Annotated in this window: 21 protein-coding genes and 1 tRNA gene; 5 read left to right on the top strand and 17 right to left on the bottom strand. The window is 64.3% G+C overall.

Going from position 1 to position 22,200, the window contains the following annotated elements; all coding sequences use genetic code 11:
- Window positions 1-88: 88 nt before the first annotated feature.
- Window positions 89-1,120 (bottom strand): Hint domain-containing protein, encoded by a 1,032-nt coding sequence (locus QM467_RS17375; protein ID WP_283367601.1) that lies wholly within the window; start codon window positions 1,118-1,120, stop codon window positions 89-91.
- A 248-nt stretch (window positions 1,121-1,368) separates the two neighbouring features.
- Between QM467_RS17375 and QM467_RS17370 the strand changes: the two genes are divergently transcribed.
- Window positions 1,369-2,451, top strand: a complete 1,083-nt coding sequence (locus QM467_RS17370; RefSeq protein WP_283367600.1) for a helix-turn-helix domain-containing protein — start codon at window positions 1,369-1,371, stop codon at window positions 2,449-2,451.
- Between the two features lie 42 nt (window positions 2,452-2,493).
- Here QM467_RS17370 and ccoG read toward each other — a convergent pair whose 3' ends face one another.
- The 8 genes from ccoG to QM467_RS17330 form a co-directional block, all read right to left on the bottom strand.
- Window positions 2,494-3,918: a cytochrome c oxidase accessory protein CcoG gene (gene ccoG / locus QM467_RS17365; RefSeq protein ID WP_283367599.1), complete on the bottom strand. Its 1,425-nt coding sequence runs from the start codon at window positions 3,916-3,918 to the stop codon at window positions 2,494-2,496.
- Between the two features lie 128 nt (window positions 3,919-4,046).
- Entirely contained in the window at window positions 4,047-6,767 is a 2,721-nt protein-coding gene (locus tag QM467_RS17360; protein ID WP_283367624.1) for a heavy metal translocating P-type ATPase, read from the bottom strand.
- 32 nt (window positions 6,768-6,799) lie between these two features.
- On the bottom strand, window positions 6,800-7,216 hold the full coding sequence (locus QM467_RS17355; RefSeq protein WP_283367598.1) for a hypothetical protein: 417 nt from the start codon (window positions 7,214-7,216) through the stop codon (window positions 6,800-6,802).
- Window positions 7,217-7,288: 72 nt separating this feature from the next.
- Window positions 7,289-8,026: a hypothetical protein gene (locus QM467_RS17350; protein WP_283367597.1), complete on the bottom strand. Its 738-nt coding sequence runs from the start codon at window positions 8,024-8,026 to the stop codon at window positions 7,289-7,291.
- A gap of 68 nt (window positions 8,027-8,094) precedes the next feature.
- Entirely contained in the window at window positions 8,095-8,700 is a 606-nt protein-coding gene (locus tag QM467_RS17345; RefSeq protein ID WP_283367596.1) for a thiamine phosphate synthase, read from the bottom strand.
- Window positions 8,697-9,476, bottom strand: a complete 780-nt coding sequence (locus QM467_RS17340; protein WP_283367595.1) for a thiazole synthase — start codon at window positions 9,474-9,476, stop codon at window positions 8,697-8,699. The genes QM467_RS17345 and QM467_RS17340 overlap by 4 nt, the downstream gene beginning before the upstream one ends.
- 1 nt (window position 9,477) lies before the next feature.
- Window positions 9,478-9,675, bottom strand: a complete 198-nt coding sequence (gene thiS / locus QM467_RS17335) for a sulfur carrier protein ThiS (RefSeq protein ID WP_283367594.1) — start codon at window positions 9,673-9,675, stop codon at window positions 9,478-9,480.
- Window positions 9,629-10,672 (bottom strand): FAD-dependent oxidoreductase, encoded by a 1,044-nt coding sequence (locus tag QM467_RS17330; protein ID WP_283367593.1) that lies wholly within the window; start codon window positions 10,670-10,672, stop codon window positions 9,629-9,631. Before QM467_RS17330 ends, thiS begins: the two co-directional genes overlap by 47 nt.
- Window positions 10,673-11,084: 412 nt before the next feature.
- On the opposite strand from QM467_RS17330, the gene irrA reads away from it, so the two are divergent.
- Window positions 11,085-11,597, top strand: a complete 513-nt coding sequence (irrA, locus tag QM467_RS17325; RefSeq protein ID WP_283367592.1) for an iron response transcriptional regulator IrrA — start codon at window positions 11,085-11,087, stop codon at window positions 11,595-11,597.
- A 278-nt stretch (window positions 11,598-11,875) separates the two neighbouring features.
- On the opposite strand, the gene QM467_RS17320 is transcribed toward irrA, so the two are convergent.
- Window positions 11,876-13,483: an undecaprenyl-phosphate glucose phosphotransferase gene (locus QM467_RS17320; RefSeq protein ID WP_283367591.1), complete on the bottom strand. Its 1,608-nt coding sequence runs from the start codon at window positions 13,481-13,483 to the stop codon at window positions 11,876-11,878.
- A gap of 272 nt (window positions 13,484-13,755) precedes the next feature.
- Between QM467_RS17320 and QM467_RS17315 the strand changes: the two genes are divergently transcribed.
- Window positions 13,756-14,124, top strand: coding sequence for a hypothetical protein (locus QM467_RS17315; RefSeq protein ID WP_283367590.1), 369 nt, complete (start codon window positions 13,756-13,758; stop codon window positions 14,122-14,124).
- 23 nt (window positions 14,125-14,147) lie between these two features.
- On the opposite strand, the gene QM467_RS17310 is transcribed toward QM467_RS17315, so the two are convergent.
- From QM467_RS17310 to hflK, 3 genes are read right to left on the bottom strand one after another with little or no spacing between them, the layout of a single operon-like run.
- Window positions 14,148-15,104 carry a YjbE family putative metal transport protein gene (locus QM467_RS17310; protein WP_283367589.1) on the bottom strand — a complete coding sequence of 319 codons (957 nt, stop codon included), beginning with the start codon at window positions 15,102-15,104 and terminating at the stop codon, window positions 14,148-14,150.
- 26 nt (window positions 15,105-15,130) lie between these two features.
- Window positions 15,131-16,021, bottom strand: coding sequence for a protease modulator HflC (gene hflC / locus QM467_RS17305; RefSeq protein WP_283367588.1), 891 nt, complete (start codon window positions 16,019-16,021; stop codon window positions 15,131-15,133).
- Window positions 16,018-17,049, bottom strand: a complete 1,032-nt coding sequence (gene hflK / locus QM467_RS17300) for an FtsH protease activity modulator HflK (protein WP_283367587.1) — start codon at window positions 17,047-17,049, stop codon at window positions 16,018-16,020. The genes hflC and hflK overlap by 4 nt, the downstream gene beginning before the upstream one ends.
- Before the next feature lie 206 nt (window positions 17,050-17,255).
- On the opposite strand from hflK, the gene QM467_RS17295 reads away from it, so the two are divergent.
- A tRNA-Lys gene (locus QM467_RS17295) sits at window positions 17,256-17,331 on the top strand.
- Between the two features lie 139 nt (window positions 17,332-17,470).
- Here the strand turns inward: QM467_RS17295 and QM467_RS17290 are convergent.
- The 3 genes from QM467_RS17290 to QM467_RS17280 form a co-directional block, all read right to left on the bottom strand.
- Window positions 17,471-17,596, bottom strand: coding sequence for a hypothetical protein (locus tag QM467_RS17290; protein ID WP_283367586.1), 126 nt, complete (start codon window positions 17,594-17,596; stop codon window positions 17,471-17,473).
- A gap of 192 nt (window positions 17,597-17,788) precedes the next feature.
- The gene (locus tag QM467_RS17285) at window positions 17,789-18,241 is read right to left on the bottom strand and encodes a nuclear transport factor 2 family protein (RefSeq protein WP_283367585.1); all 453 of its coding nucleotides are present in this window, start codon (window positions 18,239-18,241) and stop codon (window positions 17,789-17,791) included.
- An 810-nt stretch (window positions 18,242-19,051) separates the two neighbouring features.
- Complete coding sequence (locus QM467_RS17280) at window positions 19,052-19,969, bottom strand: LysR substrate-binding domain-containing protein (protein WP_283367584.1); 918 nt, start codon at window positions 19,967-19,969, stop codon at window positions 19,052-19,054.
- Between the two features lie 100 nt (window positions 19,970-20,069).
- Between QM467_RS17280 and QM467_RS17275 the strand changes: the two genes are divergently transcribed.
- Window positions 20,070-21,107 (top strand): YeiH family protein, encoded by a 1,038-nt coding sequence (locus QM467_RS17275; protein ID WP_283367583.1) that lies wholly within the window; start codon window positions 20,070-20,072, stop codon window positions 21,105-21,107.
- Window positions 21,108-21,138: 31 nt separating this feature from the next.
- On the opposite strand, the gene QM467_RS17270 is transcribed toward QM467_RS17275, so the two are convergent.
- On the bottom strand, window positions 21,139-22,182 hold the full coding sequence (locus tag QM467_RS17270; RefSeq protein WP_283367582.1) for an AraC family transcriptional regulator: 1,044 nt from the start codon (window positions 22,180-22,182) through the stop codon (window positions 21,139-21,141).
- Between the last annotated feature and the right edge of the window lie 18 nt (window positions 22,183-22,200).

Here is a 22,200-nt window from a genome sequence, read left to right as displayed (position 1 = left end):
TTTTATTTCGCGAGGCGCGGCGCATCCACGCGCAAAAAAACGGCGCCATTTTTGGCGCCGCTTGTTTGTTGCCTTATGGCGTCTCGGATCAGGCGACGGCGCTTTTCACGGCGCCGATGATCTCGGCGCGCTCGGCCAGCGCGACGCGGATATAGACCGGGACCTGACGATGCGCCTTGGCGCGCGGATAAGGCAGTTCGGAAACCGTCCTGCCTTCCGGATAAAGCGCCTGGTGCTCGGCCCAATTGTCGAAGTTCATGCGGTCGACATTGTCGACAAAGGTCTCGGCCGGGGTGTTCTCGGCCAGGATCAGCGAATGATCATCGAGTTCGACATGGTGATAGGTGAAGACCGTCGGAACCTTGGCCTCGCGGACAATCGAGGTTCCGTTGACCAGCGCGCCGGCATGGACCATCACGCCATCGACCAGAAGGGCGTGATCGGGCGACACCAGCAGATCGCGGCTCGGGACGTTCTCGGCCAGGGCGCCGGCCTTGACGCGGATCGGATAGCTGCGGGCCGGATCGGCGAAGAAGCTCGAAACGGTCTGACGGCCGAGCCAGCGCACCGGCTTGGCGACGCCGTCGGTGGTCAGCACCAGATCGCCGCGCTTGAGGGTCTCGACCGCGACTTCGCCGTCCGGCGTGCGAACAAGAGTGCCGGCCATGAAGCAGATCACGTTGATCGTATCAAAATTGGCGGCGGTCGACGAGGTATAGCTGCCCGAGGCCGGGGTCGCCGAGACGAAGGTGATGGTATGGGTGGTCGGGGACTCATCATTCGAATTGAAATAGGTCATGCTCTGGAGAGCGGCGTTCCACGTCGTCGAAGTCGCGCCGCCCGAGCCGCCGATGTAAGTGATCGTGATATTGCCGGTCGTGCTGTTGAAGCTGACGGAGAAATTGCTTCCCAATCCACCGAACGCCATCGTCGCTTCCGGATTGGAAATATTCAGCACCAGCGTCTTGAGGCGATCATTCGCATTGTTGTTGTTGGCCGACGTAATCGCCGCACTGCTAAAGAGGACCACGGTCGGATTTGTCGTCGTCGAGTCGTTATAGCTCGTCGTCGCGTTGCCGCCCGTACCAAAGCCATTGAAATCAATCGTAAAATTTGCCATTAGGCGCTCCCGTGAAAAATCTGTTCCTGGCGGCGTTTGCTCCGCCTGTATCCGCTGCTGATCCTTCGAATCGTCAGGACCCGCGCGCTGACAGAGGTTCTAGCAAAAGCCTGACGTTAGGGAAGATGCTTGAGACGTTTTGATATGTCTATAGGACAGTTTGCAAATTTTATCGTGACCCTGCATCTTTGATGACGCGGCCCTGGTCCTCCTTGGCGAGCGAAAAAGGCCGAGAAGGATTTCACGCCATGGGATTGCCGTCAGCTCCTGCGCGCATGTCACAACCGGACGCTCCATGCGCCCTGTCGCCGGAACCCGCGCGCGGAAACGCTTCCTCATGGAGCGCGGTTTTTGCCGGCGTCTTCGAGATTGGCGGCGAGGCTTCCACTCTCGCCGACGACGGGAAATACATTGCGCACGCCACCGCCAATCATGTTCTGAGCCAGTCGCGCTGCCCTTCGCTCAGGCTGGCGCGCTCCGATACGGCAATCGCGCAATGCGCCCTCGACGTTTTCGCCCTCCGCCTCCAGCTTTCCGGGCGCGCCGCTGCCCGCATCGGCGAAAGCGGCGTCGAAGCGGGCGAGGGGGATTTGATGTTCCTCGACATGAAGCAGCCGCTCGACCTGACGCTGGCGGCGGGCGACAGCGACGCCGCCGATGTGACCATCTGGGTTCCACGCCGCAAATTGCGCGCGGCGATGAGCCGGGCCGACGCCCTGCATGGATTCGTCGTCGCGGGAACCTCGCCCGCCGGCGCCCTGATCGGCGGTTGCCTGCGCCTGCTGGCGGAACAGGCGAAAAAGATCTCCGCCGAGCAGATGGACGCCCTCTGCGACGGGGTGGTCGCCTTGATCGCCAAGGCGCTCGCGCCGGAGCTGGCGGGGCTCGGGGGCGCGGAGTCGCGGTCTCACTCGTCTTTGGCCATCATCCGGCGCCATATCGACCAGCACCTGACTCTGCCCGGCTTGAATGCCGATAGCTTGACGAAACGGTTCGGCCTTTCACGCGCCTCGCTTTACCGGTTGTTCGAACCCGTGGGCGGCGTCGCCGGCTATATCCGCCAGGCGCGGCTCGACCGGGCCTATCAGGAGCTGATGGCGAGTGAAAACTCCAGCCGCCGCATCGGTCCCATCGCCTATTCGCTCGGGTTCCGGAACGTCAGCGCCTTCAATCGCCTGTTCAAGGCGCATTACGGCGTCAGCCCGCGCGAGGCGCGCGAAAGGACGCCGCGTATAGCGCCAGCGATCCCGGCGCCGGCAAGTCCAGCCCCACATGACAGAAACGCGCTTGCTTATTGGTTGGCGCTGATCGGCGCGCCGCGCGCAAAATGAAGGGGCGCCGAGTCTTAGCTTGGCGCCCCTCAATACATTCGGCTATTTCGGGAAGAAATGGTCGCTGACGCTGGCTTTCGCCTGTCCCGTCACATCTTCGGCGGTGAAGGTGATCGGTGACGGACTGGAGGGAATGGCGTCAGGCGGGGCGATGACCAGCACGCGCAGCTCCAGCGTCTGGTCCGGCCCGACAGTGGCCTGACCCTCCGTGGCGCCATCCATGATCTTCAGGTTCAGACCCGGCGCGCCGGACACCGAGAGCTTCACCGCGCGATCATTGGGCTGCTTGTTGAGCAGGCGCACGGTATAGCCGTTGCGCACGCCGCCATCGGCCATGGGCATGGCCAGCGGGTTGCGGTCATGGAGGACGTTGACGCCGAGGTCGGAGCGCGTCGCCAGCTTCCAGACCATGACCGAACCCACCAGGGCGATCATGATGGGATAGATCAGTGTGCGCGGCCGGATCGGACGATAGATCGGCTTCAGGCCTTGCGCGCGGCGCTGGATATTGATGTCGGTGTCATAGAAGATCAGCCTCGGCGGACGGCCGATCTCCTTCATGACATTGTCGCAGGCGTCGATGCACAGGCCGCACTGGATGCAGCCGAGCTGCGAGCCGTTGCGGATGTCCACGCCGGTCGGGCAGACCGCGACGCATTGCTGGCAATCGATGCAATCGCCCGCCGGCACGCCCTTGGCGTGAGCTGCCGCGGCTTTCTTCACCGACATGCGCGGCTCGCCACGGTCGCGCTCATAGCTGACGTTGAGCGCCCATTCGTCGGTCATCGCGGCCTGGATGCGCGGCCAGGGGCAGATATAGATGCAAGTCTGCTCGCGCATATAGCCGGCGAACATGAAGGTCGTGAAGGTAAGGATCGCGATCCAGGTATAGGCGACGCCCGGCGCCTGGAAGGTGAGGAGCTGCTTCACGAGGGTCGGCGCGTCGGCGAAATAGAGTACGAAGGCCCCGCCGGTCCACCAGGCGATCATCAGCCAAAGGAAATTCTTCAGGCCGATCTCGAACGCGTGGCGGATCGTGAAGCCCTTCTTGTCCTTGAGCATGCGTTCGCGGCGGTCGCCCTCGACCCAGCGCTCGACGGCGTAGAACAGGTCGGTCCAGACCGTCTGCCAGCACAGATAGCCGCACCAGACCCGGCCCGCGACGGCGTTCATCATGAAGAGCGTCATCGCCGCGATGATCAGCAGGCCGGTGAAATAATAAACCTCCTGCGGCCAGATCTGAATGAAGAAGAAATAGAAGCGCCGGTGCGGCATGTCGATCAGCACCGCCTGGTCGGGCAGGTTCGGGCCGCGATCCCAGCGCAGGAAGGGCATCAGGTAATAGACGCCAAGCGTCGCGCAGAGCAGGAACCATTTGATCCTGCGGAACGTGCCGTGGGTCGCCTGCGGATAGACCTTCTTGCGGGAGGCGTAGAGCGGGCCCGTGATGATGGTGTCTTCGTTCATGGGGCAGTCCTGACAGGGAAACGCTTAGGCGGCCAAGCATGCATATGGTCGCGCCAAATCCGCCACGCCGCATTGATCCAGTGCAGGATAAAGATATATTCGAATATTATAAAGTATCTTGTTGCGGCCTATTTCGCGGCGGCCGGGTAGCCGGCGTCCGTGATCGCCTTGGCCACCGCCGCCGGGTCGGCGGCGGCGGGCGTCAATGTGACGTCGCCGGACGGCAGATCGACCTGCACGTCAGAGCCGGGCGCCACGGAAAGCGCGGCTTTCCGTACCCTGTCGGCGCAATGGCCGCAGGTCATGTCGGAGACGGCGAAGATGGTTTGGGGAACTTGAGCCACGGATTTCTCTCCAACATCTTGGGAAGGGACGGCAAATTGTCGCAGGCGCAGCGCATTGCCCAGAACGAACAGGCTTGAGCAAGCCATGGCGGCGGCGCCAAGCGCCGGATTGAGCAGCAGCCCGCTCGATGGATAGAGCGCACCCATGGCCAGCGGAATCAGCAGGATATTATAGCCAAAAGCCCAGGCGAGATTCTGTTTGATCGTGCGCAGGGTCGCGCGAGACAGGGCGAAGGCCTGCGCGACCTTGCGCAGATCGCTCGACATCAGAGCCACCTGCGCGCTTTCGACCGCGACATCCGTTCCGGCGCCCATGGCGATCCCGACATCGGCGGCGGCAAGCGCCGGCGCGTCATTGATTCCGTCTCCGACGAAGGCCACCGGCCCGGCCTTGGCGAGTTCATGCAACGCCGCGACCTTGCCCTCCGGGCGGCGCCCGGCGTAAATCTCGTCAATTCCAATTCGCGCCGCAATGGCGCGCGCGGTGGCCTCGCGGTCGCCGGTGATGAGCGCCACCCGCAGGCCCAGCGCCCGCAACGCCGCGACGCCCTCCGCCGCCTCCGGGCGCGGCGGATCGGAAAAGGCGAACAGGCCCGCCGGCTTGCCGTCGACCGCGATGAAGAAGCAGGATGCGCCCTGCCCCGCCAGCGCCTCGGCTTTCGCTGCGAAGACGTCCGTCGCCGCGCCGAGCGAAGTCAGCAGGTCAGCCGAGCCCACAGCAACCGAGACGCCGTCGACTTCCCCGGTGACGCCGAGACCGGGACGATAGGCGAAATGCGCGATCGGTCCCGCCAAGGGCGCCGCCCCCGATTTGGCCGCCTCGACAAGGGCGCGGCCGAGCGGATGTTCCGATTGCGCCTCGACCGCCGCCGCGAGCGACAGCAGACGCGCCTCGTCAAAACCCTCGCCCGCGATAATTCCGGTCAGCGTCGGCTTGCCGAGCGTCAGCGTGCCGGTCTTGTCGAAGGCGACCGTCTTGACGCCGCAAAGAGTTTGCAGAGCGTCGCCTTGCCGGAAAATGACGCCCAACTCCGCCGCCCGGCCCGTACCTGTCACCAGAGCGGCGGGCGTGGCGAGGCCCATGGCGCAGGGACAGGCGATGATCAGCACGTTGACCGCGCTGACCAGAGCCAGCGGCAAAGCGGCGAGACCGCCGAAAGCGAGCCAGATCGCGAAGGTCGCCACGGCGAGGATCAGCACGACCGGGACGAAACGCGCGGTGACGCGGTCGGCGAGGTCCTGAATGGGCAGTCGCGCGCCCTGCGCGGTTTCGACCATGCGGATGACGTCGGCGAGAAAGCTGTCCGCGCCGACCCTGGTCGCGCGCAGCACGAAGGCGCCGGCCAAATTGACGCTGCCGCCAATCGCGGAATCGCCGGGCTTTTTTACAACCGGGACGGATTCGCCGGAAATGAAACTCTCGTCGACATGGCTCGCGCCCTCGATCACCAGTCCGTCGACAGGCACGGATTCGCCGGGCCGCACTTCGACCACATCGCCAACCAGCACGTCCGCCACCGAGAGATCGCGCACCGCGAACATGCCCGGACGCTCCTGGCGCCGCACATGGGCGGTCTTGGGCTGGAGCCGCGCCAGCTTGCCAATCGAATCGGCAGCGCGGCCGCGCGAGCGCGCCTCCAGCCAGCGCCCCAGCAGGATAAAGGCGACGATGATCGCGGCGGATTCGAAATAGGAATGGCGCGTCCCCTCCGGCAGCACATCCGGCGCGAAGGTCGCAATCAGGGAATAGAGAAAGGCCGCGCCGGCGCCGAGCGCGACGAGGGCGTTCATATCCGGCGCGCCGCGCAACAGCGAGCTGAATCCCAAAGTGAAAAAGCGCCGCCCGGGGCCGAACAGGACCAGCGTCGTCAGCGCCGCCGTCAAAAGCATCACGCCCTGATGGCCGAGAGCGCCATGCGTCAGCGCGGCGAAGGCCGGCGACATATGGCCGCCCATTTCCAGAATGGTCACCGGCGCGGCGAGCGCGGCGGCGAGAATGAAGCGCCGGCGCATCGTCGCGGTCTCGGCGGCGCGGCGCTCGAAGGGATCGAGCGCGGCTTTTTCCTGCGTCTGCAAGCGCGGTTCATAGCCCGCGCCGCGCACCGCCTCGGCCAGGGCGGCGGGCGTGATCACCCCTTCCAGGCCGTCGACATAGGCGCGCTCGGTGGCGAGATTGACCCGCGCCGACATCACGCCGGGCGCGGCCTTCAGAGCCTTTTCGACATGGGCGACGCAGGAGGCGCAGGTCATGCCGCCCACGCCCAGCTCGACATGGGTCAGGCGCGGCTCGTAGCCGGCCTCCTTCACGCGCGCCGCGAGATCGGCAAGATCGGCCTCAGGTCCCAGCGTCAGGTCGGCGCGCTCGCCGACCAGATTGACCTGGGCGTCGCGCACGCCCGGCGCGCCCTTGAGCGCCTCTTCGACATGACGCACGCAGGAAGCGCAGGTCATCCCGCCGATGGGAAGGGCGAGCGCCCTGCTGTCGTTTCTGTCCTGAATATTCATGGGACTGATATAGGGACCCTGCTGCGGCGCATTCAATCGTCGGCGGACTCTTCCGGCAATTTATGGCGCGGGATTCGTCCGATCCATCGCCCCGCATGGAATGCGCCGGCCTGAGAAATAAAATAGCCCAAGGGCAGAAGGTTCAGCCAGAGGCCAAAGGCCCAGCCCTTCAGCAGCAGGAAAAACCAGCCGATCAGCAATATGGCGGCGAAGACCATCACGCCGTCGCGCGCCTCCAGCTCGCCGATGAGGACCGGTCGCGTCTCGCTTACGACGCCAATGACGAAGGGAATCAGCAGCAGGAACAGGATGTTGCGCCATTCATAGGGCATGAAGCTCCAGCCCGGCAGCGACTGGTTGAGCAGGATGGCGAGCAGTGGCGATCCGCAAAGCATGAGCGGCACTATCAGCACCGCCCAGCGGCGCTCGCCGTCTTCCGTCCGAAACATATTCCCCCGTGGCGCGCTTCGCCGTCGCGGCGCAAGCTGCGCCGTGAAACGATAGTGCGACGGCGGCGCGCGTCAGTAAACCGCCTTCTGGACCGGCTGGGCGTAATAAGTGTTCAGGATCGAGAAGCGCGGCCTGGAATTGTCGAGGCTGATCGAATCGCGGCCATGCCAGCTGGTGTGCAGGAAATCATAGGTCGGGTGGATCACGACGAAGGCGGCGCCGGTATTGGGCAGGAAAGGAACGGTCTTGTCTTCCGCCAGGCCGAAACTCTTCCACGAGAACAGGCCCTTGGGCGACAGGCGATAAATCGTGGTGCCGAGGGCCTTCTGGCTGTCGTCTTCCGGCATGTAGATCATCATGGTCATGACCTTGCGCCGGGTGTCGGGATGCGGCTTGATCCTGTAGCCGTCATAATCATTGTAGAGCACCGGGCGCGGATACATCGGCACCGGCCATCCTTCCTTGCTGGCTTTGGAGCGGATGCGCAGGCCTTCTTCGAGCTGCGTGCGCATGGCCGCCTCCAGCTCAGGGGCGGAGCAAACGTCGGAGACCAGTTTCCACAGATTGCGGCGCGCGTCGTCGCCAGCGTCGCAGGAGCCGTCGAAAAGCGTGAACTGGCGGCGGGTATTGGCGCCGTTGAGCTGCACGTAGCCAGCGTCGTCGGGCCGGTTGGCCAATAGCTCGGCATAAAAATCCGCCGGCCAGAATTGCCGGAAGATCATATGAGGGTAGGGCTTGGAAAAGACGTCCGCATCCATGATCGACTTCACCGCGTGCGCGACGAGCTGGTCATATCGGACATCCGTCATTCTTCGCCTCCGGTCATCGCGCCGCCATGCGCGAGGCTTCGAAACCGAGGTAATAACGTGTTTTTTTCCTAGACGAAAGGCCGGGTCGCCGCGACCCAGTTACGCGCGCGGCCTTCGGGATCGGCGTTCAGCGTGATGTCCGTGACCACCGCGGCGCTCTGCGCCCCCGCGCGCAGGGCCTCGACGGCGCGTTCCGGCGTCAGTCCGCCGATGGCGACCAGAGGCAGGCCGCCGATCTTGCTTTTCCACAAGCCGATCTTTTCCAGCCCCTGCGGAGCCCAGGGCATTTTCTTGAGCAGGGTCGGAAAGACGGGGCCGAGCGCGATATAATCCGGTTGCGCGGCCAGCGCCGTGGTCAGCTCCGCCTCGTCATGGGTGGAGAGGCCGAGTTTCAGCCCGCCGCGCCGGATCGCCGCGAGATCCGCCACCGCGAGATCCTCCTGGCCGAGATGCACGAAATCACAGCCGAGTTCGAGCGCGAGGCGCCAGTAGTCATTGACGATCAGCTGCGCGCCAAACCGGCGGCAGAGATCGTGCGCTTCGGCGATCTGTGCGCGCAGATCGACCTCGTCGGCCTCTTTCACCCGCAGCTGGACCAGCTTGACGCCGCAGGGCAGCAAGCGGCGCAGCCAATCAACATGATCGACGATGAGGTAGAAAGGATCGAGCTTCATGAAAACGCCCGCCCAAGCACCGGCGTCGAGGGCGCGGCCATGTCGCGCGGCTCCATCGGCTGCGCCAGGAATGCCGTGCGCCCCGCCTCGCAGGCGGCGGCGAAAGCGCGGGCCATGGCGACTGGATCGCCGGCGCGGGCTATGGCGGTGTTGAGCAGCACCGCGTCATAGCCCAGCTCGAAGGCGTGGGCGGCCTGCGAAGGCGCGCCCAGCCCGGCGTCGACCACCAGCGGCACATCCGGGAAATGGGCGCGCATCGCGCGCAGGGCGAAAAGATTGTTGAGCCCCCGGCCCGAGCCGATCGGCGCGCCCCAGGGCATCAGCACCTTGCAGCCGGCGTCGAGCAGCTTCTCCGCGACGACCAGATCGTCGGTCGTATAGGGAAACACGCAAAAGCCGTCGTCGCAGAGGATGCGCGCCGCCTCGACGAGACCGAACACGTCCGGCGCGAGCAGGTCCTCCTCGCCGATCACCTCCAGCTTGATCCAGTTTGTACCGAACAATTCGCGCGCCATCTGCGCCGTCGCCACCGCCTCCTTGACTGTGCGGCAGCCGGCGGTATTGGGCAGGACGCACAGGCCGAGCGCACGGATCAAACCCCAAAAGCTTTCGCCCGCGCGCCCGCCACCCGCCTCGCGACGCAGCGAGACGGTGACAACGTCCGTGCGCGACGCCGCCAGCGCCTCGGCGAGAATGGCGGGCGAGGGATATTGCGCCGTGCCAACCAGCAGGCGCGAGCTCAGTTCGACATCGTAAAGGCGCAACGGATCTTTCATGTCACCCTCCTTGGCGGGGCGTAAGAATTTCCACCCGGTCGCCTTCGGCGAGCGCCCTGCCCGCGCGCTCCCTGGCGCGGACAAAACTCTCATTGACCGCCGTCGCGACAAGCTCCGGCGGAAAGTCCAGTTCGGCGAGCAGCGCGGCCAGATCAGGCGCGCGCACGTCCCGCGTCTCGCCATTGACCACGATCTTCATCCATGACCTCCGGAAAAAAGGCGTCTTCCAGCACGACCCGCGCGGCGCGGCTGGCGAGAGCCGGCGACAGCAGGAAACCGTGGCGGTAAAGCCCGTTGAGATAAAGCCTGCGTCCGTCGCGCACGAGGCGCGGCAGATTGTCGACGAAGCTCGGGCGCACGTCCGAGCCGGTCTCGACCACTTCGGCCTGGGCGAAAGCCGGGTGGACCGCGAAGGCCGAATTGACCAGTTCGACCAGGGATTGCGCCGTGACCCGCGCGCGCTCCTCGTTCTCGATCATGGTCGCGCCGATCATGAAGGTCCCGTCCGGGCGCGGCACGACATAGACCGGATGGCGCGGATGCAGCATCCGCACCGGCCGGGACAGCTTGATGTCCGCCGAGCGCACGACCATCATCTCGCCCTTAACGCCGCGCAGGCCGGACAGCTGCGGCTTGGCGGCGTAGCCCCGACAGTCCAGCGCCCAGTCGCAATTGTCGGGCAGGGTCGCGGCGTCAACGCCGTAAAGGAAGGCGACGTTCGGCTCGGCGGCGAGCAACCCGGCGAGGTGGGCCAGCGCGGCGCGCGGCGCGAGATGCGCCTCCTCCTCGAAATAAAGCGCGGAGGCGAAATTATCGGCGAGGTCCGGCTCCAGCGCGGCGAGCCTTTCGCGGTCGAGCGCGACGAAATGCGAGGTGCGGCGGGAAAACTGCGCCAGTTCGGCGCGGTCGCGCGGCGGCGCCACCACGAGGCTGCCGCGGCGTTCGGCGACCGGAACGACGTTCGTCCAGAAATCCAACGCTTCGGCGCCGAGACTCGCGACGATCGGCTCGGTCGATTCCGCCTCGCACCAGGGCGCGATCATGCCGCCCGCGTAAAAGGAGCAGCCCTGCCCCGGACCCGAATTCTTCTCGACGATTTCGAGCGCAAGCTCGCGCCCTGCCGCTCGGGCCCGCGTGACCAGTTCAAAAGCGGCGGTGAGTCCCGCCGCGCCGGCGCCAATGATGCGGATTCGCATGTCTCGCCCTCGTCTCAAGCCCTTCAAGCCTTGCAGCGGCAGTTTCCGGGAAAATCGCCCCGGAAAGGAAACGGGCGTGAGCGAAGGAGACCTTCGTTTCGCGCCATCCCTCCGCCAGTCCGAACTGGATCAGGTGCGGCGGCCCGAATGAGAGCCGCCTGAGGGTCGCCGGGCCGCCGCTCCGAACTCCGGAGCGCCGCCGCCAGCCTCTCAGCCCCCTGACGGGGCTCCCCTTGGCCATGATGAACGTTATGTGTCGCGGCTGGCCTTCTCGTCAAGGGACAGAACGCCGCGCGCAACTTGCGTGATCACTTGGCGCCGAGCTTGCGTAGTGAGGTCCGAACCACGAATGGCTCTTTACAACGTGTTTAGAACCGTTCAAAAAACACAAGCCTCGTGCTTGAATTGGCGGATGAGCAGGAAAATGGCAGGCGAGACCCTACAAGACCATGAGAATGCGCCGGCAAGGCGCATTGTCGCAAAGCCGACATATGACTGGAAAAATGGCGCCCTCGCCAGACTGGTCAAGGAAAAGCTGCGCTCCGTGGAGCTGCGGCCCACCCGTCAGCGCATCAGCCTGGCGAGCCTGCTCTTCGTCGCTGGCGACCGCCACGTGACCGTGGACCAGCTTTTCGCCGAGGCGCAGTCCCTGAAGATGCCGCTGTCGCGCGCGACCGTTTACAACACCCTTCACCAGTTTGTCGCGGCGGGCCTGGTGCGCGAGATCGCGCTTTATGGCTCGAAGGTCTGGTACGACACCAAGACTGGCTCGCACTGCCATTATTACGACGAGGACATGACCTCGCTCTACGACATGCCCGAGGACCTCACCCAACAGCTGCGCTTCACGCCGCCCAAGGGCAAGAAGATTGTCGGCGTGGACATCATCGTCCGCCTCGCCGACGACGAATCCGAGCCTGCCTGAACGACCGCTGCGCGCCTGCGTGCGCCGCGCCCGCGTCGAGCGAGCGCCGTTGGCGCTATTTCAAGTCTTTCGAAACGTCGATGACCGGCTGCTTGCTGGCGGTGGAGGGTTTGAGCAGATTCTTGCCGCCGAGGTCGAGGCGGTTCATGTCCACGACGTGGATTGATTGGTCGTCGTAGCTCTTCCAATGTCGTTGTTGCGGATCGCGCCGCCTGTGACTTCCAGCGCGCCAGACCAAAATGGCAACCTTGAACGCGGCATTCCGTTGCGGACGCCGTTCAGAAAGCGTTTTTGCCGAACAACACGGCGAAAGGCGTCATGGCGAGAATCTTGAGGTCGAGCCAGACTGACCAGTTCTCAATATATTGGAGATCGTAGGCGACGCGCTGCTCGATCTTCTCGATCGTATCCGTCTCGCCGCGCCAGCCATTGACCTGCGCCCACCCCGTGACGCCGGGCCTGACGCGATGGCGGGCGAAATAGCCGTCCACCACCTGCTCATAGGCCCTCCCCGCGGCCTTGCCCCTGATGGCGTGCGGACGCGGACCGACCAGCGACAGGTCGCCCCGCAGGACATTGAACAATTGCGGCAGTTCGTCGAGCGACGTGCGCCGGATGAAAGCCCCCAAGGGAGTCACGCGGGAATCGTGGCGGGTGACCTGCCTTTCCGCCGTGGGATCGCAAAGATTGTCGTACATCGAGCGGAACTTGAACACTTCGAACCGCTCATTGTTGAAGCCGTAGCGGACTTGCCTGAAAATGATCGGCCCCGGCGACGTGAGCTTGACGCCAAGCGCGATCAGGGCGAGCAGCGGCGAAAGCGCGACGATCAGCGCGAGGGCGACGAGGGCGTCGAACATGGCTTTCAGCGCATTGCCCCAGTCCGAGATCGGCTTGTCGAAGACCGGCAGAAAGGGCACGTCGCCGATATGGTGATAGACCCTGTCGCGCAGCGTAAGCTTGGTCCCCAGCGCGGAAATTCGCACATCCACCGGCAGAACCCACAGTTTTCCAAGGATCTGCAGCAAGCGCGCCTCGGCGCTCAGCGGGATCGCGACGATCAGGAGATCGACCTTCTCATCGCGACAGAAGGCGTCGAGGTCGTCGAAGGCGCCAAGCAACCGGTAACGACCGATGTCCTCCGGCAAGCGCGCGCGATTGCGATCATCGAAAACGCCAAGAATCTGCAAGGCGCCCTTGCCCGATTTCTCCAGCCGCCGAATGGTTTCCAGCGCATGCGCGCCGCCGCCGACCACGACCGTCCGCCGCGCGAGGCGGCCCTGCCGCGTCCACAAGACGACGGCGCCCGCGAACACCGCCCGCGCGCCGCAACCGGTCATCCAGCCGCCCGCGAACCAGAGGACAGTCCAGCCGCGCAGAAGCTCCGGCTCGCTGAAGCCGGCCTGGATGGCGGCGGCGCTCCAGAGCGCGAGAGCCAGCCCGAAGGCCAGGGCGAGGCTGACCGCCTGGCGGCCGAAACTGCCCATGGCGCGGATCGTGTAGCAATAGCGCGCCTGTAGAACGGCCAGCCCGATCAGGGTCGCCATGATGAGCCCCGTCCAGAGCCAGACGCCGTCGAGCGAAGCGGTCCGCGACGCGGACAGATAGGCCAGCAGCCCGCTCGCCGGAAAATTCAGGGCGTCGAACAGATGCAGTGCGCCGACGAGCATGGGCTGTGAAATGCGCTCGGCGCCCGGCGCCGGGACCCCTGGCGGCTCCTGCGCGGCGCAGCGCGACGCCGCGCTCAGATCCGCGACGTGAAAGGCCGGATAGGACCAGCTCTCCCTGTTGGAGCGGGACGCGGGGTTTTGAGGGGTAAGGCGGTCCGCCAGTCCCATGATCGACCAACTCGAAATGTTTACGCCGCCGACAATGCCGGTGCGCAAGTTCTAGCCCCCCTTCGTAAATATCTTGTTTTCCTTAAGTAGATTCCGAAGACGGGATCGCGGCGGGAAAACAGGGCGGATGGCGCCGGCCTCCGAAGCGCAATGCGCGCAAACGCCCGTCCGGGCCGGAAAAATAACCGAACCGATCGGTTTTCCGCCTCCTGCAAGGCTTGCGCGCCCAATAGGCGCCTCCGGTGCCGGTTAAGCGCCTGTTTACCATCCTTCGAAATGATTGCGGAAACGCCCCTTCGCCGATCCGCGCGGCCCGCCCCATGACACGCCTGTTCCCCCAAGCTTTCCTTTTCCCGGTTCTGGGCCTCGCCTTGACCAGCGCGCCTGCCCACGCCCTGGCGCAGGAATGGCGGTTCTGCGTCGGCGTCGTCCCGGCGGCCCATGAAGCCGTGATCACCGACGTCTTCGCCAGTTCAGCCGAGAGCGCGCAGCTGGAGCATCGCTTCGAAGCATATTTCCGAGCCAGAAAGAACCGCGCTCTGACGTTTCAATGTCCGCGCGGCGCGAGCGAGCGCGTCGACGCGATGAACGCGCAGACGGCCGCATTGCAGTTCAACCGGCAGATGGGCTTTTCCGTCAGCAGCTTGCCCTCCCCCGAGGTCGCTGCCGCCGCAGGCCCGGACCAGTAAGCCGATGATGAGACGATGACCCTTTAATCGGGTATCATCACCACGACCGTCAGGAAAATTCCAAAGATCATGAAAAGGGCGATCAGGCCGAAGATCATCCAGCGGTCGCCGGCTTCCATGGCCTCCCCTTGCGGCGCTTCGACGGCGTCGCCGATGGTTTCCGCAATCCGCGACGCCGTCAGCGCCGGGATTTCGCGCGGCGTCGCGGCGGGCGGCGGGAGAATCTCGACAAAGGGGGGCGCCGCGGCGCGAGGCTTTGGCCGAGGGGGTCGAGGCCTCGCGACGCCCTCGCGCACGGCGGCGTCGCGGGCGAAACGCCCTTGCAGCAGGACGAAAAGGCCGCAGGCCAGCGGCAGCGCCAGTTCGAGCGCGGGCGCCTGCGTCCTGACCCAGCCGGCAAACAGGGGATCCGCGACGATCATGCCGCCCGCGACCCAGCCAAGCATGGCGGCGCCGATATCCGCAAGCCGGGGATAGGCCCGCAACAGGCTGGAAAAGCCGAAGCTGCCGAAGACGATCAAGGGAATGCTGACGGCGAGGCCAAAGGCGAGCAGCCAGAACTTCCCCCCCGAGACCGCCGCCAGCGCGATCACATTGTCGAGGCTCATCGCCGCGTCCGAGACGATGATGACGCTCGCGGCGGCGAGCATCGACTCCTGCCCTCCGTCATCGGCGTCGTCGATCGCCGCGCCGCCCTCGTCCTCGCCATTCATCAAATTCAGCGCGATGACCAGCAGCGGCAAGGCGCTCAACAATTGCAGGAAAGGCAGCGCCATCAAGACGCCGGTCATCGATGTCAGGACCAGCCGCAGGACGATCGCGCCAGCCGCGCCCATCCAGGCCGCGCGTCGCGCCTGCTTCTCCGGCAGGCGACGGCAGGCGAGCGCGATCAGCAGAGCGTTATCGCCGGAAAGCAGCAGGTCCAGGAGCAGAATCTGCAGCAGAACCCCGAGGGTTGAGGCGGCGGCGGCTCCGTCCATGAAAGATCTTCCGGTTCAGGAGCGGGTCATTTGGCGTCGGTCCGGCCGCGCGTGTCCGGCGGGCCGAATTTCAACGCCTTGAGGAATTCCGCATCCGGCGTCAGCAGCAGCACGGGCGCGCTCTCGGCCAGGGCCTGACGATAGGATTGCAGCGAGCGATAGAACGTGAAGAAAGTCGGATCGCCCTTCTGCGCGTCGGCGAGCAGCCGGCTCGCCTCCGCTTCGCCTTCGCCGCGCGCGATTTGCGCTGCGCGCTGGGCCTGCGAGAGAATCACCGTGCGGTCCCGGTCGGCGCGCGACTGGATCAATTGCGCCCATTCGAAGCCTTGCGCGCGCAGTTCCTTGGCCTCGCGCTGGCGCTCGGACTTCATGCGGTCATAGATCGCCTGGCTGGTTTCCAGCGGCAGATCGGCGCGATGCAGCCGCACTTCCGTAACCTCGACGCCGAGCGGCCGGAACTTGCCGCCGACTTCCGCATGGACCGCTTGAATCACTTCCTGACGGCGCGGCGACAACAGGGTCGGCAGGTTGATCTGGCCGAATTCGCGGCGCATCGCGGTGCTGACAGACTGCGCCAGCTGCGCCCGCGCCTCGCCGACCGAATGCAGGCTCTGATAGAAGCGCAGCGGATCGACGATTCGGAAGCGCGTATAGACCTGCGCCACGATGCGCTTCTGATCTCCAAGGATGACCTGCTCCGAAGGCGTCTCCAGCAGCAGCAGGCGGGCGTCGTTGAAGATGACCGAATCGATGAAGGGCGCCTTGACCTTCAGCCCCGGCGTCTCCACCACGCCGACCGGCGCGCCGAGGCGCACGACAAGGGCGTTCTCGCCCTCATTCACCGTGTACAGGCTCGACAAAGCGACGACGAGCGCCGCCGCGGCGACAACCAGCAGGACGACAAGGCCCTTTCTCATTTTCCGCCTCCCGCCGCCGGCGCAGGCGCAGGCGGCGCCGGCTTGATCTCGCTGAGCGGCAGATAAGGCGCGAGCGGGCCGGCGCCCTTGCCGGACGAATCGAGGATCACGCGCGAGGATTTCCGCAGCATGGCGTCGACGCTTTCGAGGTAGAGCCGCCAGGCGGTGACTTCGCGCGCCTGCGCATAGCTCTGGTAGATCGCGGTATAATTCTGCGCCTCGCCCTGGGCGAGGTTGATGGTCTGGGACTTGTAGGCTTCGGCGTCCTGCTTGATGCGCTCGGCGTCGCCGCGTGCGCGCGGCAGAATGTCGTTGGCGTAGGATTCGGCCTCGTTGCGGGCGCGCTCCTGATCGGCGCGGGCGCGCTGCACGTCATTGAAGGCGTCGATCACCGTGCTTGGCGGATCGACGCGCGACAATTGCACCTGCACGACGCGGATGCCCGCGCCCTCGCGGTCGAGCACGCTTTGCAGCAGGCTCAGCGTCTCGTCGGCCACCTCGCGGCGCTTGTCGGACAGCACCGCCTGGATCGGCGTACGGCCAACCACTTCGCGCAGGGCGCTCTCGGCGGCGATGCGCAGGGCGGTGTCCGGATCGGAGACCTTGAACAAATATTGCCCGGCGTCCTTGACCTGCCATAGCAGCGAAGCGTCCGCCTCGACGATATTCTCGTCGCCGGTCAGCATCTGCTTTTCGCGCGCGCCGCCGAGCGCGGCGTTGTCCGCCTGCCCGAGCTGCATCTGGCGAATCTGCGTAATTTTGGGAAACAGCGCGGTTTCGATCGGCCAGGGCAAATGAAAATGCAGGCCGGGCGGCGCCGTCTCGACCCAGGCGCCGAAGCGCAGCACGACGCCCTGCTCGTCCGGCTGGACCTTGTACAAACCGGTCGAAAGCCAGAGCAGAAAGGCGAGGCCGGCGAGCAGCGCCCAGCCGCGCCGGTCCAGTCGCGGCAGATCGAAAAAGGCGAGGAATTTTTCGCGAACGCCGCCTTGGTGGGCTTCCCGCAGCTGATCTGGCGTCTCATCCATGGCGATTTCGGCCCTGCCCCGCCTCTGTCCGTCCCGCCCTCGGCGGTTCAGCGCTCTTATCACGGCGCCGTGAGCAGAGCGACTCAAATGCTCGACGTCACAAAATCGCAAAATCGTCGCCGCCCGACTGGACAGGCGAGTATCGCTTTGCTAAACACCGCCTCGTTCGGCGACGACGAAACGTTCTCGCCGAAATTTTTTTCGATGGGCGCTTAGCTCAGTTGGTAGAGCAGCTGACTCTTAATCAGCGGGTCGTAGGTTCGAGCCCTACAGCGCCCACCATCGAAAAAAGCGGTATTTCAGGAAGATAGAACGACAATTAAAGAAAAAGCCGGAGTGTTTCGCCTCCGGCTTTTCTTTTCGGGTAACTCTAGGGGTAACGATGGGGGATCGCCCCACCGACCTTGGCCGCCCCAAAGATTCATTTCACCGGAAGCATCGGATGCTCGTAGGGCATGTCCGGCCACATCCCAAAAGGCTTGGTCGGGTCCGGGTCGAACGTGCGCGAATAGCCCGGCATCGACTTGGCGCTCACGCCCAAGATCATGACGTGCTGTCCCGTCTTGCCCCAATTATTGTCCGGGGTTGGACCTGGGACGCCAGGCGCGGCATCGCTCGTTCCGTTGTCGCCGACGAGCAGCCTCTCGTCGTTCCCTAAAGACGAAAGGCCCTATGCCGGTCGTCCCTGAAAATTCCTAAGTGGGCTGATCCCCGTTGCTTGATGCGTTTCCAGGCGGCGTCAGCGCCGGAGCGTTGCAGTCGCCTCCGTTGGCGCAACAGTGACAGAATGAATGTCTCCGCCATAATGGGCCTGCACCAACGCATGGGTATCGTTAAAAATCCGGAACTCGGTCACTTTCCCGTTCCTGATCCTCAACAGATGCAGCCAGTCGTCTTCGAAAGGCTCGTCGGTCACTTTTGAGCGGCTGATAGAACGACCGAGCACGGCGACGAAATCAAGGCCGCAGAGAAATTCCCGCGGCTGGTAGGAATCGATTTCGATATTCGCTGCCTGTTCGCGGAAAAACGACCGGACACCTTCGATGCCCCTGCGTTCCCCGCCGAACGGAAGGAGCGCGGGATCGGAATTGGAAATCCAGGCAATGTCGGAATCAAACGCCGCGACGACGGAGTCTATGTCCCCACGCGCAAAAGCTGCGTAAATCGACTGAACAAATTGAACATTGTCCATGATGACCGCCTCCCCCTATCGGCTCGCCATCGTATGCACGTGAGTCCACGCGCCATGCGAAAACTCCGGCGGTCTCGTGCCGACTATTGGGCTGGCCATATCGGGCAGCCGTCGAGCAGGGGTGAAAAGCTATCCCTAATTTGGTTTTTGGCAAGCGGAGGCCAAGCGCTTGGTCGCAACTTGTGACGGTTAAATCAATCTATTTCGCAGCGGGAGAAGCGCCGAATGCGATGAATAACCTAACTGTTCGGTCGGACTCGACGGATCCCCGGCCGAATCCCTAATGCGCGATCAGTCGCCGCCCACACGCGGTTCCCGCGTGACAATTTTGCGCCGCCACTCTCGCCGGAGCAAATATACCGGCGCCTTCGACGCGCGTGCCTACATGGAGTCCATCGACCATTTCCGCGGGTCGGGCGTAAGCGCTCGCGAAGAATTCCTGCGAATTTGCCGGGGCGCTCGTCGTAAGGCAAAAGACGGCAACCACCGCCGCTGATGATGTGAGGATCTTGTTCACGTCGGCTCTCCTGAGCGTGCGCTGCTTTTCGCGCGCAGATTTGGGGAGAGGCGGTCAAGAATCAAACGACGACCGTCTCGACATGACGTCGAAAATAGGAGTGGCTTTAGAGATTTGCCAGCTCGATAAGTGGATTTTGAGAGGGGTGCGGCGATCTTTCACAGGCTTGGCCACACGGCCGATCACTCCAGCCTCGTTCCGGCGCGCCGCGACGATCCTCGGGATTAGACCGCAACGCGCGGCGGCAGCAGCCCTGGCGCCGCCGCGCTAGCGAAGCGCCCAAAAATTCGCCCCTATCGGTTGGTTCGTCTGGTTCGTGTGAGCGGCGCTTCGCCATAGAGCATGCGCTCGAATTCGGCGGCGGCGGGCGCCAGTGGACGCCCTGTGACACGAAGCCGGTGGATTGGACGGCTGATCGCCAACCCGGCCATCTCCACGGGCTTCAATGCGCCCAAGGCGATCTGATCCTGCGATGCCGCCAGCGAGACGATAGCGACGCCGAAGCCTGAGGCGACGAGTTGCTTGATCGCTTCGGTGCTTCCGATTTCTATGGTTTCGCCCGGATGCACGCCCGCCTGTTCGAGCGCGGCGGCGACGACTTCTCGCGTGCCCGACCCGGGCTCGCGGACAAGCAAGGTCATTTTCGCCAACGCAACGGGGTCAATCGGGCCGATCTGTGCAGCGAGTGGATGGCCGGGCGCGGCGATCAGCGCCATGTCGTCGATCCGCCAGGCGTTCGCGTCGATTTCGGGATCGTCCACCGGGCCTTCGACGACCGCGATGTCGACTTCGCGCGCCAGCAGGCGATCGGCGATCTGGCGCGTATTCTCGCTGGTAAGACGGATTCTGATCTGCGGATGCGCGGCGTGAAAGGCGCCGAGCAATGGCGGCAGCATATAGGTCGCCACCGTCGTGCTGGCGCCGAGCCGCAATTCGCCTTGCGTCAGTCCCTGCAGGGCGCGCAACTCCTCCTCGGCGCTTCGTTCCGCTGCGAAAAGCCTTTGCGCATGGCGCAGCAAGACAGCGCCCGTTTCCGTCGGGCGCATCCCTGCGCGCCGCTCCAGCAAGGAGCCGCCCAGCTGGCCTTCCAACTCCTTGACGCCCTTGGAAACAGCCGATTGGCTAACATTGAGCGTCAAAGCCGCCGGAGAAAAGCCGCCGTGTTCAACGACGGCGACAAACATGCGTAGCAAATGCAGATTGATCGACATATGAGTTTATCTCATAGAATTGTGAAATAATTGAATTTGATACATGATGAGAGTTGACGCAAGCCATTCCTCACGAAATGGCAGGTGGAAAGCTCTCCTCATGACTGCATTATTGGAAAAACTCTCCCTCACGCTTCCTGGCGTCGCGCTTTGCGCGGCTGTCTCCGCCATCGCCTATGGCGGGCAGGCGCTCGAAGAACATTTCCTCGGCCGCCCCGCCCTCGAGGCGCTCGTGCTCGCGATTCTGGGCGGCGCTCTGGTGCGCTGCTTCTGGGCGCCCTCCGAGCGCTGGAAGCCAGGGGTGAAGTTCAGCGGCAAGTTCATGCTGGAGCTTGCGGTGACGCTGCTGGGCGCATCGCTGAGCGCGGGTGCGTTGGCGGCCGCCGGTCCAGTCCTGCTCGGCGGCGTCGCCATTGTCGTCGCAGGCTCGCTCGTCGCAAGCTACGGCATCGCGCGCCTGTTCCGCCTTCCGCACAAGATGGCCTTGCTCGTCGCCTGCGGCAATTCGATCTGCGGCAATTCGGCCATAGCGGCCGTCGCCTCTGTCATCGAGGCCGATGGAGAGGACGTCGCAGCCTCGATCTCCTTCACGGCAATTCTCGGAGTCATCGCCGTGGTCGCCCTGCCCGGCCTGGTTCCCTTGCTGGGTCTCTCCGATGGGCAGTATGGCGTGCTGGCCGGCCTGACCGTCTATGCCGTGCCGCAGGTTCTTGCGGCGACGGTCCCGGTCGGCGTTCTCAGCGTCCAGATCGGCGCCCTGGTCAAACTGATCCGCGTCTTGACGCTCGGCCCGGTCCTTTTCGGCGTATCTCTGCTGCAAAACGCTTTGGGCAAGCGCGACACCGGTGTCGAGGCGCCCGCGCGCCCCTCGCTGAAGCGACTCGTTCCCTGGTTCATCCTCGGGTTTCTGGCGCTCGCCGTGCTGCGCTCGGGAGGACTGATTCGGGAAGCAGTCCTGCCTGTCATCGAGCGTTTCACGACGGTCCTGACGGTCCTGTCGATGGCGGCGCTTGGCCTCGAAGTCGATCCGGGCAACCTCCGGCGCGTCGGCGGACGGGCCACGATCGCCGTCACCCTCTCGCTGTTGACGTTGATCGCAATCAGCTACGCCCTGATCCGCCTGATGGGGACCGCCTGAAGGCGGTTCCCAATGCGCTCAAGGCGCGCGATCAAACGCGTTGCAGACTCGGCGCCCTGCTCGCGCCCGCTCCGCCCAGAAAAGCGCGATATTGACCGGGTGAAGAATCGAACCAGCGCCTGCAGGCGCGGAAAAACGCGCTTTGATCAGCGAAGCCAAGTAGATAGGCGACTTCAGCCAAAGTCATGTTCGGCTTGGCCAGATAATTTTGCGCCAGATCGCAGCGCGTCTCGTCGAGCAGCTTCTGAAAGGACGTTCCCTCCTCGTTGAGGCGTCGCGTCAGCGTCCGGTCGCTGAGATGGAGCGCGCGCGCAATTTCCTCGCGACGCGGTTCGCCGCCGGACAGCCGGTGAATGATTTGCTCGCGGATCTTCACGCTGACGCCAGCTCCATCAAGGGCCACAAGCCTTTGTTGCACAAGACTTTCGTGCACTCCGGCCAATCCTGGGTTGAAGCCCGGCAGCTTCGCGTCGAAATCGGCGCGCGTAAATTCGACGCCGTTGAAATCCGCCTCGAAATGAAGGGGACATTGGAACGCGTTTTCGAATGGCGCGACATCCGCGGGCGCCGGCCAGACGAGATAGACTCCGAGCGGCTTGATCGTCTTTCCCGCGACCCAGCGGCAGAACGTCAGCAAGGTCAGAAGATCGAATTCCATCCTTTGCCGGGGGATGGGCTCGCGCCCGCCGAACAGCCGCAATTGCAGCATGACCGACCGTTCCCTGAAATCGAGATCGATCGAAGCGGCGTCGCTGACCAGCCGCAAATGCCGCGCGAAATTTTCAATCGCGACGCGCAAGTTCGGACTCGTCAACATCGCATATCCGACGATGTCGAAATTGCCGGGCTTGGGCACATGTGGGCTGAGCAGGCCGACGGCGGGATTGCCGGAATGTTCCGCCGCCGCGCGCCAAAGGCGGCTCACCAATTCTGTTGGCGCGCGACTGTCGGGATTCGCCAGCAACGCCGGATCGATGCCGGCCTCGGCCAGGATGGCGGCGACATCCAGACCGACGTCGGCGAGCATGTCGACGATCCCCTGAATCCACGCCGATGAGGTCGTACGGCCACCCATTCCCGATCACCACGTCGA

Origin of the sequence: Rhodoblastus sp. 17X3 (assembly GCF_030056575.1) — a bacterium.
In the GTDB taxonomy this organism is placed as follows: domain Bacteria; phylum Pseudomonadota; class Alphaproteobacteria; order Rhizobiales; family Beijerinckiaceae; genus Rhodoblastus.
The sequence above is the reverse complement of the archived record's forward strand: the minus strand, read 5'-3'. Positions and strand labels throughout refer to the sequence as shown.